Raw genomic sequence first — 11,805 nt, forward strand, 5'->3', positions numbered from 1 at the left:
GACGACAGGACCCTCGGAGCGATAAATGTCACAAGTAGTAGATGAATAGAATCTATAAAGTATTTTGATATATTGTAATCGGGGGTTCGGTTCCGACGCAAGAGATACTACGATGCCCGCAGGACGTGTTTCATGGCAGACAGTACAACAGTCGACGAACTGGTCGTCACGAAGCTTTCCGACGCAACCTCGACAGCACTCGAAGGCGGTCGCACGGAGTCGGTCGAACTACGCGGCGTGTCGGTCACGCGAGCGACGCTGGAGCCGGGGTGGGAAGCGGAAGCCGACCGCGACGGAACGGAACCCGACTACTGTCAGAACGCCCACGACATCTACGTCGTCTCCGGGACGCTCGGTCTCGAACTGGACGACGGGGCGCGGACGGAGACTGCCGCCGGCCGTGCCGCGACCATCCCGCCGGGGCATCGCGGCTGGACGGTCGGAGACGAGCGACTCGTCTATCTGGAGTTCGACCCGAGCGAGTAACCGTGACTACCATACCGCCGGTCCGCGTAGCCTCCCGACGAGATGTCCCGATTCGTGGCGGCCGCGTGCCAGCTAGACTCCCGAGACGACAAGGCGGCGAACGTGGAGCGGGCGCTCGGCCTCCTCGACGAGGCCGCGGCCGACGGCGCTGACTTCGTGGCGTTCCCGGAGATGACGACCTTCATCGGCCCGGAAGAGCGGTTCGCAGAGGTCGCGGAGGCGCTTGATGGCCCGACGATACAACGGTTCTCGGAGAAGGCCCGCGAGCACGGCGTCTTCGTCCACACGGGCAGTTTCTTCGAGCGGATTCCGGACAGCGACCGAGTCTACAACACGTCGGCGCTCATCGGCCCGAGCGGCGAGGTGCTCGACACCTACCGGAAGGTCCACCTGTTCGACATCGAACTCGACGGCAGCGTCGAACACCGCGAGTCCGACTACGTCGCCCCCGGCGATAGGCCGGTGACGGTCGATACCGATCTCGCGACGTTCGGCCTCTCTATCTGCTACGACCTCCGGTTTCCGGGGCTCTACCGGGCGATGGCGCAGTCCGGCGCGAACGTCCTACTCGTCCCGTCGGCGTTCACGATGCACACCGGAAAAGACCACTGGGAGCCGCTCCTTCGCGCCCGCGCCATCGAGAATCAGGCGTACGTCATCGCGCCCGGCCAAATCGGGGACAAGCCGTCGTGGGTCGAGACCTACGGCCGCACGCTCGTCGTCGACCCGTGGGGGAACGTGATTTCGAAGGCGCGGGACCGCGAGGAAGTCGTCACGGCGACCATCGACCTGTCGCACCTGGACGAGATTCGCCGCGACATGCAGACGCTCCAGCACGCGCGACCGGACGTGTACGAGCGGTCGGAGAAGTGAGGACAGGACCGCGGACCCGGCCCGATTAGCTCCCGCCGAGGACGCGCTTGAACAGCGTGAACGTGAGCAGGGTGAAGAACAGCCCGTTCAACATCCCCTGACTCGCCGCGAGCACCCGCGCCGCCGGCCCGAGCGGGTTGATATCGCCGTATCCGACCGTGCTGAAGCTGATGTAGCTGTAATAGACGTTGTCGAAAAGCACTTCCATCGTCGTTTTGTCGACGGCGGCGGGGTCGAAGACGCTCCCCGCCTGCGTCAGGAACGGCCCGCCGAGGGCGTAACACAGCCCGAACAGCGCCGGGAGGAGGAACGTGAACGCCGCGATTCGCGGGAGTCGGTTGCCGTAGCCGCAGGTGACCTGCATGAGCGTGTTCAGCCCCACGCTGGCGACCTTCTTGCCGCGGGCCCACGTGTTCAGCGAGTACTCGTTGAGGATGATGTCGAAGTTCTTCTGGCGGTTGTAGTAGTAGCGCTTGAACTCGAACTCGCGGCTCGCGGGGGTGTCACCGACGGCGTTGGCGCTGTCCTGCGCCTTTCGGTACGTTTCTTCGATGATATCGGGCGTCAGTTCGACGGCGAACTGGCCGGTCGCGCCGTTGCCGACGAAGTCGTGGATGGTCCAGTCGTTGCGTTCGAGATAGCCGTGGTGGTCGCTGAAGTCGAAGCGGTCGAACTCGGTGAGGCAAAAGCGGAAGTGGTCCAAAAGCTGGTGTTCGTTGCCGTCGCCCTCCAGCGTCAGGTCGCCGATGGTCGCGCGGGTGAGGTCGTACGGCGTCGGCTCGCCGGAGCCCTGCGAAATCGTGCCGCCGTCGAGCGTCGCGTCGGTGAAGTCGAGGTAGGTGTCGCGGTCGCCGACGAGCACGCGGAAGCGCGCCGTCTCGAAGTCCGACTGCCGGAAGTCCGCCCGGTCGTGGAACGTCGTCTCCCAGAACGACGCGCTCGTGAAGTTCGCGGCCTCGAACTCCGCGCCGGCCTCGAAGGTCGCCTCGTTGAACGAGGCGTTGGCTTCGAGATGTTGCAGTTCGCCCTGGAAGAACGCCCCGCGGAAGGACGCGAGGCCGCGGAACGTGGCGGCGTTGAATCTCACGTCCTCTTCGAATCGGGCCTCACCGAACCGGGCGTTCGATTGGAACTCGACCGCCTCGAACGAGGCATCGGAGCCGAACGTCGCCTCCTCGGCGACGACGGCGTCGTGGAACTCGCTGTCGTCGAAGTTCGCTTGCCCGCCGAACGACGCCAAAGAGAGGTCGAACGCGCCGTCGACGCGGAGGCGATAGCAGTCGGTGCGGGCGGTGAACGTCGCGCGGTCGAAGCTGACCGCGCCCTTGAACACGGCGTCTTTGAAGTCCGAATAGCGGAATCGCGCGAGTTTGTAGTCGGCTTCGCCCTCGAACGTCGCGCCCTCGAACGTCACGTCGTCGTGGGTCGTCCGGCTGCCGCCGTTGAACTCGACGCCGCGGAACTCGGCCAACTGCATGAATCGGGCGTTTGCGAAGCTCGCGTCGTCGTCGAACCGCGCCTCGTCGAAGTCGGCCATCTCGTCGAAGCGGACGCCGTCGAACCGCGCGTCGCCCTCGAACTCGACGTGTTCGAAGTCCGAGCCGGCGGTGAACCGCGCGCCGTCGAACGTCACGTAGTCGAAGATGGCCTGTCTGAAGCTCGCGTCGTCGCGGAACGTCGCGTCCGCGAAGGTGATGTGGTCCTCCAGAACGTGACTGCTCCCGCTGGTCTCGACGTTTCGGAAGCGCGCCGTGCCGTGGAACGTGGCGTCCGCGAAGCTCGTGTCGCCCTGAAACACCGTCTCGTCGCACCGGACCTCGCCGCGGAAGGTCGCCCCGGAGAAGCGAACGTCCTGTTCGAACGTCGCCTCGTCGGCCGTCACCGCGCCGGTCACGGTGACTTCCCGGGCGTCCACGTCGCCGGTGACGACCGCCTCGTCGAGTTTGAGGCGGTCGACCGTCGCCTCGCGGAGAATCAACCCTTGGTCGAGGCGGCCGTGGGTGAGATCCAAGCCCTCGATATCGGCGTGCTGGAAGTTGAGGACGTGGTTCGTCGCGCCGTTGATGTCCTGATAGGTGAGCGAGAGATGCGGGAGGTCCGCGCCGACGTACTCGTTGACGCGGGTGTCGGGCGACTGGAGGTTCGCCCGGAGTTCGTCGACGATGTCGTCGCCGGTCACGTCGAGCGATGCGCGCTCGTCGCGGCTCATGTGGAACACGCAGAACTCGCTTTCGGGGTGGGCTTCGTGCGGACACTCCCACGTCGTCTGGAGGTGGGCGTCGGTCTGCACCGACGGGTCGAACGTGTACCGACACGACGAAGAGGACATCAGCGCCGGCGTGGACTCATTTCTCGACATGGCTGGGAAGGGGCGGATGGCTGGGGAGGGGCGGACGGCTGCGGTGGGCGCGCTGAGGACGGCGGGCGTGACGGGTGCCGCGAGTCCGGCGGCCGAGCCGAGTGCGGCGAGCGCGCTCGGGCGTCGGGGCGACGCTCGACCGCGCGGACGGTCGTATGTGCAACATTGTCCGACGTGTTGATATATATCTTCGGACCGCCGCCGGCGTCAGTCGAATATCTCGCGGCGCTCGGACGCCGAGAGTTCGGCGTGAATCGCGTTGGGCGAGCAGTGTTCGCACTCGCGGGCGGGATTAGTGCTCTGCTCGAAGGTCCAAAGCGGCCACCCGAAGAGGAAGAACGCCTCCATCTGGTGGCGCTCGATGATGGCTTCGGCGGGCTTGCCGCAGTTCGGACACCACTCGTCGCCGTCGGCCGGCTCTTGGAACGTCACTTTCCGGCGGCCGAATCCGGCGTTCGAGTACGCCTCGCTTCTGGACATCTCGACGAGGTCCTCGGCTGGATACGGGTCGGAATCGACCGCGTTGTCGAAGCCGGTGTCGGTCTCGACGCTCGACGCGAGATACGGCCCGACGCTGACGGTGTTGTCGTAGCCGACGAAGTGAACCGAAACGGCCGCGCCCCGACCCTCGACGCGCACCTCGTGGCCGTGGCCGACGAGGTAGAGCTCCACGTCGGCGGTGACTTTCGTGAGGTCGATGTCGTGGGCCATGCCGACCGCGTAGACGCCCGTGTCCGGGTCGGTCGCGCTCCCCGACTGCTTCCAGCCGAAGGTGGACACGTCGTAGTCGTCGGGGGCGGCCGCGGGCGTTGCCTCGCCAGCGTAGACGTTCTCCGCGCCGGGTGCCGAAACCGCGCCGTCGGCGGCGTCCGCGGCGATGAACACGTCTTCGGCGTCGCCGAGAAGCACGTCGCCGGCGACCGACTGGACGTAGCCGTCTTCGAGACTGCCGCGGATTTCGGTCTCGACGGCCGCGTCGCCGCCCGTCCCATCGCCGACGGCCGCGTCGTCGGTCACCGGCGCGTGGGTGAAGACGTACTCGGCGTTCTGCACCGCGAGGTCGCCGGCGACGCTCGCGCCGCCGACGAACACGTCCGCGGGGTCGCGGAGTTCGACCGGGGGTCGTTCGGAGCCGTTGAGCGTCACGTCGCCGTCGTAGGTGGAAGCGTTTCGGGTCATCGGTGGGTGTTGAGCGTCATCGGTGGGTGTTGGGCGTCATCGCTGAGTTTTGGGCGTCATCGTCGTCTCCGTGTGCAGCGCGAGGTCGTACTCCGGGTAGGTGTGGTACGTCTCGTAGCCGCCGTCTGCGATGCGGATGGTGGTCCACGCCTCCGGGTCGAACCGGTAGGCGACCGTCGCGTCGTCCGGGCCGGGGAAGGCGTCGAGCGGCCGGCCCTCCACGACCGTTCGGGCGTCGAGCCGGTCGCTCTCGAAGCTGAACTCGCGTTCCGCGCCGGCGGACAGCGGCGTCCGATGCGTCCGTTCGTGCGGCAGCGGCTTGCACGAACACAGCTCGTGGAAGTCGAGCGCCGGCAGGCCGACGTAGTGGGACTCGCCGATGACGGTGAGGACCGCCGGTTCGCCCGCGAGCGTCGCCGGGGCGACCGTCTTCACGTCCACGGTCGTCAGGTCGGGGACATCGGCGCTGTAACCGAAGTACAGTTCCGTCGGTGTCTCGGCCGGCGGCGACGGGTCGGCGGAGGAAGGCGATTCGGTCGTGGAAGGTGGGTGGGAGGGCATGGGAAATCAAGTGTCGACGAGGATGTCGTAGTTCGGGTGGAAGATGGAGTTCTCGCGGACGCCGCGGTAGTGCGGGACCGCGTGCCACTCGACCGCGCCGTAGTGTTCCTCGCGGGCGCGGACGTACCGGGTCGCGCCGTCGCCGGTGAGTCGGGGGCGGTCGCCGGGGGCGAGCACGTAGAACTGCTCGACGCGCTCGGTCTCGCCGTCGTCGTCGAGGTCCTCGCGCACCCAGTAGGAAAGCTCTCGGGTGAAGCCCGCGGCCCCGACGGTGTTGACGAACGCCTTGTGGTGTTCGGGGTAGGCGTCGGGCGAGTAGCCCCACGTCACCGCGACGCCGTCCTCGGAGAGGTGGGTTCGGACGGAGCGGTAGAACTCCGTGGAGTAGAGGGTGAGCAGGTCGTCGTCGGTCGCGCCGGGGATGTCGAGCAACACGAGGTCGTACGTCTCGTTCGTCTTTTGGAGATAGCGGTAGCCGTCCGCGACCGTCGTGTTCAGCCGGTCGTACTCGTAGGCGTCGTCGTGCCAGCGGGCGAAAAACGGGTCCGTCTTCGCGTCGCGCATGAACTCGCCGTCGAGGTCAACGTGGTCGACGGTGACGCCGTACTCCCGCAGGTGGTCGACGGCAATCCAGTCGCCGCCGCCGACGACGAGCACCTTGGTGTCGGGGCCGGGGTCGACCAGCGACATCGGCACGTCGACCAGCCCCTCGTGGTAGCTGTCGGCCCAACTCTCGCAGAGTTGGACGGCCGCGCCGAGGCGGAGGCACCGTTCTGTCCGCCCGTCGAAGTGCGGGTTCGGGCCGGTGCCGGTCCAGGTTCGGTCGTACCGGATGACGTGCTGGTAGGCGGTCGTCTCCTGTGAGGTGACCGTCGCGCGTATCGCGCCCGGCGGGTACTCGTTTTCTATCTGCTGTTCGAGGTAGAGCTGCGACAGGCGCTCGTCGGCGACGTCGTGTTTGGCGACGACGCCCGCGTAGGTCGCCGTCAAGAGGAGGCAGACGACGAGGAGCGTCTTCGAGACGCGGGCGGCCGAAAGCGACCGGTCGGAGCCGTCCGTTCTGGCGCTGGCAGCCGCGTTCCCGCCGGTGCCGGCGCTTGCGGACGCCTCGTCGCCGCCGAGGGGCCACCACGACCACGCGCCGAAGTGGGCGACGAAGACGAGCGCGGCGACCCCGTTGAGGAGCGCCAGCACGAATATCGTCGGGATGAGGCCGATACCCGGGTAGAGGACGCGAGCGTAGACGACGGCACCGGCGAGGCCGCCGACGTAGTCCATCGCGAGGACGACCGAAAGCCCGCTTCTGCGGCCCTCGGTCCGCTCGACGGTCCAGAGGGTGCCGACGGCGGCCACGACGAAATCGTGGATTCGCGTGCCGGCGGTCCGGAGCCACGAGGGCGTCGACGACCCGTCGTCGTCGAGGTCGTCGAACATGCGGGTCAAAAGCGGGAGTTCGAACCCGGAGAGGAACCCGACGACGACGACCGGCAGGCGGGCGACGGTCCAGACGAGTTCCGCGGGCACCGCCTGCGGGATGCGGACGCTGTTGAGGCCGACGATGAGCAGGAAGCCCGCGGGTGCGGCCGCGGCCAAGAGCACCTCGGTGCGGAAGAAGTTCCCGCCGAGGGTCTCGCCGTCGAGGTCGTCCGAAAGCGCCGCGCCGATGCCAAGGCTGAAGAAGTACAGCCCGACCGTGATGACGTACTGGGTGACCGTTCCGCCGTACATCACCGTCAGCAGCTCCGAGTAGACGAACTCGTAGGCGAAGCTACAAAAGGACACCACGAAGGTGAGCGTCAGGAGCGTCGCCGTGTCGGTTCGTGTGTTAGACATCGATGGAAGGCGAGTCGGTCGCGGCGGACGCGACGATGTCGCCGCGGCGGTCGTCGTGGTTCGTCCCGGTCAGATGCGCGGGGAGACTTTCCACTCTTCCTCGATGGAGTACCCCGCGTCACCGATGCCGTCGGTGACTTCGAGGTCGTAACACTCCCAGCGGAAGTCGTGGTTCACGTCGTCGCCGACGATGTGCGCGCCGACGCGGTACCAGCCGTCGCGACCCAGTTGGCTCCCGTCGGACATGTCGTACTCGGCGGTGCCGCTCGGGTCCTGTATCTCGCGGTCCCACGGCACCGGGCCGGCGTCGGGCGCGTCGTCGCGCATCGCCGCGGTCGACCCGAGGTAGGCGATGCCGAGCGCGGCGACGCCGACCGGGAACCGGCTCACTTTGCCGGCGTTGTTCTCGTACCAGTCGTCGGCGTAGTCGCCGCCGTGGTACCACGCGTGGCCGTGGACGGTCCGCGGAGCGGAGGCGTAGCCGCCCGTGCCGCGACCGGTCGCACCGCGGCCGCCACCGCCGCCGCCCTTTCCTTTCGCGCTCACGACCCCGACGGGACTGAGCGCGGCCAGCGACTGCGGGTCGAACCCTGACAGCGACGACTGGTCGGCGGCTTCGTAGCGGGACATCACCCACGTCTGGTCGGCGAGGTCGACGACGAGCGAGCCGTCGGACACCTCGAAGTCGGAGACGACGCTGGACTTTCGCGGGGGAGGGGAGTTCGAGCCGAGACAGCCGGCGAGCCCGCCGGCGGCCCCGAGACCGGTCAGTTGGAGGAACGTGCGGCGCTTCATGGGGACTCTCGTCTCTGTCAATCAGAAAACTAGGATAACAGTCTTGTGGTTCGATACGTTCGGCGTGAGAGAAAACCGCGCCGGCCGGTGCGTATCTCGGAACGGGGCCGCGGTGGGCCCGCGGTGGGCCCGCGACCGCGCCAACCGCCTCGTGTCGCGGCGAACGCACACGAGCGGCTACGCGGCCAGCGGGATGATGATAACGAGGAGCTTCGCGTAGACGACCATGAACAGGAGCGCGAAGGGGTAGGTGTTACCGTAGCCCGCCGCGACCTCGTCGGCTCCGGTGGCGTCGACGGCGGCCGCGAGACCCTTCGTGTCGGTGTGGCCGCCCGTGATACCGCCGGCGGCGCTAATCCAGTCCATGCCCCAGACGTAGCGAGTGAGCGCGAGCCCGGCGAGGATGGCGATAAAGCTCGTCAGCGCCGAGGCCGCCACGATTTGGAGGCCGTACTCGGAGATGGTTGCGAGGAAGCCGCCGCCGGCACCGATGCCGACGACCGCGAGGAACATCGCGAGCGTGAACGCCCGAATCTCCGAGAGGATGCCGGTGTCCATGCGCGTCGGCACGGGACCCACCCGGCCGAAGTAACCGAAGACGAGCGCGGCGACGAGGACGCCGCCGGTGGTCCCGAGCGAGGGCGTGCCGAACGGTCCCATCGGAATCGGAATCGACCCGATGACCGCGCCGGCGACGATGACGAGCGCGTAGCCCATCACGCTGAACGTCACCTCGGTGACCGACGAGCCCGATTCGTCGTCGTCGGTGCCGCCGATAGCCTCGTCGAAGCCGCGCTTCTCCTCGTCGAGGTCGAGGCGGGCGATGACGGGGTACAACTGCTGGAACACAACGATGACGAGCACGCCGACGACGTAGCCGACCGAGTGGCCGATTTGGTAGTCCTGCCGGGCGGCCGCGGGGAGGGCCTCGATAGCCGACCCCAGCCCCGGACTGCTCGTCAGCGCGCCCGAGAACGACCCCATGATGAGGGGCGTCGACGCGTTGGGGAAGACGAACTGCGTCCAGACGTAGGTGAGCGCCAGCGCGACGGTCGGCATCAGCACCGCGACGGCGACGAAGTTGAGCCCGTACGCCTTGACGGTCCCCTCGATTTCGTGCGCCGCGATGAGACCGACGGCGGCGACGAACAGCGCCAGCGTGAGCCCGCTGTACGCGTCGGGGACGGTGAAGCCGAAGTGGCCGAGCACCAGCCCCGCAAACAGCGGGCCGGCGACGCCGAACTTGACGCCGCGGAAGCTGATTTTGCCGAGCCCCATCCCGACGAGCACCGCGAGGAACAGGACGAACAGGCCGTTGCCGACGAGCGACTCGACTATCGCCACGGGCGGTCACCCCCGAGACCGAGATGCACGCGAGGGGTCGAACCGCACCCGACCGAGCACCGTGACGGGCACTGACATAGTTGAATGTTCGGTGACATACACATGGAGATTCACAGATACGGTGGATAAGGCTTGATTCGATTCTCACGGGTTGACGACGAACCAAAATCGCTGGACGGCAGCGCACACACTGTATTCTACGGGATATTATCAGCCGCCACGTCGAGACGGCTCGGTCGGCCCACAATCAATCATCATCTATGTGAAATGATTCGCGGAGTTCGGTCGTGAGTCGGTGCACGTCCAACTGTTCCGGCAGGTCGTCCCGGCCGTCGTGGTCCGTGAGCGAACCGGGTTCGAACGCGGGGTTCCGCTTTTCGACCGTCTCCAGGGGAACCTTGGTCGTGACGGTGAAGTGTTCGACCGGCGAGACGAACCCCCAGAGCGCGCCCGCGGTGTTGAGAACGACGAGAACCGGCGTCCACGGGACCGCGAGGAGCGTGAGTTTCGACTCGGACCAGTAGCTCGCGACGCCGACGCCCGTCACGACGAACAGCGTGGCGAACTCGACGAGCGAGCCGATTCGGTAGAGCATCAGGTCGGGGAGCGCGCCGGGGACGAGAAACGTGAGGAGCGTTATCAGCGGGATGAGCGGCGAAAAGCCCCACGCGACGAGGCGGAACTGGAGGAACACCTGATAATGTAGCGGCAGGAGGTCAGAATCCTGTCGCGTCCCCGAGAACCACCGACGGCGCTGTTTGAGCATCGTCATCACCGACGGTGGGGCCTGATTGCGGAACTTGCAGTCCAGCACGTTGAACTCGAGGTTCGTCGCGCTGGCGGCGCGCCACGCGAAGTCCGTGTCCTCGGTGATGGTCTTCGAGTCCCACGTGATGTCGTTTTCGAGGCGCGTCCGAATCGCGATGCCGCCGCCCCACGCGTACAGCGGGAATCTGAACCGGCCGAACGCCCGCTGCTCGCGCTGGTAGCCGATGCGGAACACCTCCGAGAGATACGTCACCCACGACCCGGTGTACAGCGGGAGTTCCGTAATCTGGACGATGTCGCCCTCCGGCAACCCCTCGAAGTTCGCCATCAGCGTGTCCTCGTCGAGGTAGAGGACGAACTCCTTGTCGCAGGGAATCTCGCGGCGCGCCCATTCGAGCGCCCGGCCCTTGTGGGTCGCCGTGCAGGTGAACTCCTCTGGGACGACGTGGACCGACGCACCGTCCACCGAAATCGGCTTCTCGGCGACGACCCGAACGTCCGCGAGGCCGTCGGGGACCGCGTCGACCGTCGATTGGACGATGCCCGCCGCGTCGATGGTGATGATGCGGACTTGGATGTCGTCGTAGCCGTAGGCGACGTCGTCGGCGGCGATAGTCTGTCGCCACGCGAGGACGAGCACCTCGACGAACCACGTGAAGACCGACGCCGAGTAGAGCGCGAAGACGGTCCAGACGAGCATCAAGAGGGCGAATATCGCCAGCTCGGACTGGACTTCGAACATGTAGATTAGACATACATTCTTGGAGTAATGAATGTACGGACTACGGAATCGACCGACTCGGTGCGGGCCAGGAGCCGTCGCCCGCGACGAGACAGAGCAGTGCCGGAATCTGAGAACCAGCACAACCCACTTCCCCCGTGTTGACCGACTGACTACCAATGGCTGATTCCACGAGCGGCGTCGCGGAGGCGAAAGCCGACACACTGCGGGAACAACACCTCCAGCTCCTGCTGGAAATCGAGCCTGCAAAGCGCTGTTCGTGCCCGTTAGCCGGCCCCGACTCGGCGGTCGAAGACGTTCACACGCAACTCGACGGCGACGTCTGCCACGCCGAGGTGACCGTCGGCGACGGGGACGCCTCGAAAGTGGTCCACGCGACGACGAGCGTCGGCGACGACTGTCTCTGCCGGGCGTTCGCCGAGTTCGAATGCGTACCGCGAATCCGCCGCGCCGACGGCGAGTGTATCGTCGTCGAGACGTATCTCTCGGACCGCGCGGTCATCACCGACCTCGTGGAGCGGCTCGACGAACTGACCGAGCGCGTCTGTCTCAGGCGACTCACCTCCGACGGGCGCGGCGATTCGACCGAGTCGAAGACGGCGACGATCGACCTCTCGTCGCTCACGGCGAAGCAGCGCGAGGCGGCGCTCATCGCCGTCCACCACGGCTACTACGAGACGCCGCGACGGACGGAGTTGGCGACGCTCGCGGAGGCGCTCGGCATCTCGAAGTCGGCGCTCTCCCAGCGGTTGAACGCCGTGGAAGCCAAGCTCGCGACGGCGGTGTTCGACTCCGAGTAATCCCTCGACCACCCCGCAAAAACGGCAGACAGCTGACGTTCGAGACGGCTCGGGGCGACGTCGAG

General features: G+C 66.8%; 10 protein-coding genes. 3 read left to right on the forward strand and 7 right to left on the reverse strand.

Translation table 11 applies throughout. The features are described from left to right. The first annotated feature begins 132 nt into the window (after positions 1-132). Together DVK03_RS14720 and DVK03_RS14725 are read left to right on the forward strand one after the other, a co-directional pair. Positions 133-486, forward strand: a complete 354-nt coding sequence (locus DVK03_RS14720) for a hypothetical protein (protein WP_115803615.1) — start codon at positions 133-135, stop codon at positions 484-486. Positions 487-528: 42 nt separating this feature from the next. Further along, the gene (locus DVK03_RS14725) at positions 529-1,359 is read left to right on the forward strand and encodes a carbon-nitrogen hydrolase family protein (protein ID WP_004041188.1); all 831 of its coding nucleotides are present in this window, start codon (positions 529-531) and stop codon (positions 1,357-1,359) included. A 25-nt stretch (positions 1,360-1,384) separates the two neighbouring features. On the opposite strand, the gene DVK03_RS14730 is transcribed toward DVK03_RS14725, so the two are convergent. The 7 genes from DVK03_RS14730 to DVK03_RS14765 all read right to left on the reverse strand — a co-directional run bounded on the left by DVK03_RS14730 (position 1,385) and on the right by DVK03_RS14765 (position 10,940). Further along, positions 1,385-3,688, reverse strand: coding sequence for a pentapeptide repeat-containing protein (locus DVK03_RS14730; RefSeq protein WP_115803614.1), 2,304 nt, complete (start codon positions 3,686-3,688; stop codon positions 1,385-1,387). 237 nt (positions 3,689-3,925) lie between these two features. Next, entirely contained in the window at positions 3,926-4,897 is a 972-nt protein-coding gene (locus DVK03_RS14740; RefSeq protein ID WP_004061855.1) for a hypothetical protein, read from the reverse strand. Positions 4,898-4,933: 36 nt separating this feature from the next. Next, complete coding sequence (locus DVK03_RS14745) at positions 4,934-5,458, reverse strand: hypothetical protein (RefSeq protein WP_115803613.1); 525 nt, start codon at positions 5,456-5,458, stop codon at positions 4,934-4,936. 6 nt (positions 5,459-5,464) lie between these two features. Further along, positions 5,465-7,291 carry a spermidine synthase gene (locus DVK03_RS14750; protein ID WP_115803612.1) on the reverse strand — a complete coding sequence of 609 codons (1,827 nt, stop codon included), beginning with the start codon at positions 7,289-7,291 and terminating at the stop codon, positions 5,465-5,467. Between the two features lie 69 nt (positions 7,292-7,360). Then, a complete protein-coding gene (locus DVK03_RS14755; RefSeq protein ID WP_115803611.1) occupies positions 7,361-8,086 on the reverse strand; it encodes a hypothetical protein in 726 nt (241 codons plus the stop codon). Between the two features lie 177 nt (positions 8,087-8,263). Continuing rightward, complete coding sequence (locus DVK03_RS14760) at positions 8,264-9,430, reverse strand: hypothetical protein (RefSeq protein ID WP_004041176.1); 1,167 nt, start codon at positions 9,428-9,430, stop codon at positions 8,264-8,266. A 247-nt stretch (positions 9,431-9,677) separates the two neighbouring features. Further along, entirely contained in the window at positions 9,678-10,940 is a 1,263-nt protein-coding gene (locus DVK03_RS14765) for a glycosyltransferase family 2 protein (protein WP_115803610.1), read from the reverse strand. Between the two features lie 158 nt (positions 10,941-11,098). Between DVK03_RS14765 and DVK03_RS14770 the strand changes: the two genes are divergently transcribed. Further along, positions 11,099-11,740, forward strand: coding sequence for a helix-turn-helix domain-containing protein (locus DVK03_RS14770; RefSeq protein WP_004041174.1), 642 nt, complete (start codon positions 11,099-11,101; stop codon positions 11,738-11,740). Positions 11,741-11,805: the final 65 nt, after the last annotated feature.

The organism is Haloferax sp. Atlit-109R, assembly GCF_003665865.1.
Lineage (GTDB): Archaea > Halobacteriota > Halobacteria > Halobacteriales > Haloferacaceae > Haloferax > Haloferax volcanii.

Coding starts and splice junctions, on each gene's coding strand:
- DVK03_RS14720 (WP_115803615.1), top strand. CDS start 133: ATGGCAGACAGTACAACAGTCGACGAACTGGTCGTCACGAAGCTTTCC.
- DVK03_RS14725 (WP_004041188.1), top strand. CDS start 529: ATGTCCCGATTCGTGGCGGCCGCGTGCCAGCTAGACTCCCGAGACGAC.
- DVK03_RS14730 (WP_115803614.1), bottom strand. CDS start 3,688: ATGTCCTCTTCGTCGTGTCGGTACACGTTCGACCCGTCGGTGCAGACC.
- DVK03_RS14740 (WP_004061855.1), bottom strand. CDS start 4,897: ATGACCCGAAACGCTTCCACCTACGACGGCGACGTGACGCTCAACGGC.
- DVK03_RS14745 (WP_115803613.1), bottom strand. CDS start 5,458: ATGCCCTCCCACCCACCTTCCACGACCGAATCGCCTTCCTCCGCCGAC.
- DVK03_RS14750 (WP_115803612.1), bottom strand. CDS start 7,291: ATGTCTAACACACGAACCGACACGGCGACGCTCCTGACGCTCACCTTC.
- DVK03_RS14755 (WP_115803611.1), bottom strand. CDS start 8,086: ATGAAGCGCCGCACGTTCCTCCAACTGACCGGTCTCGGGGCCGCCGGC.
- DVK03_RS14765 (WP_115803610.1), bottom strand. CDS start 10,940: ATGTTCGAAGTCCAGTCCGAGCTGGCGATATTCGCCCTCTTGATGCTC.
- DVK03_RS14770 (WP_004041174.1), top strand. CDS start 11,099: ATGGCTGATTCCACGAGCGGCGTCGCGGAGGCGAAAGCCGACACACTG.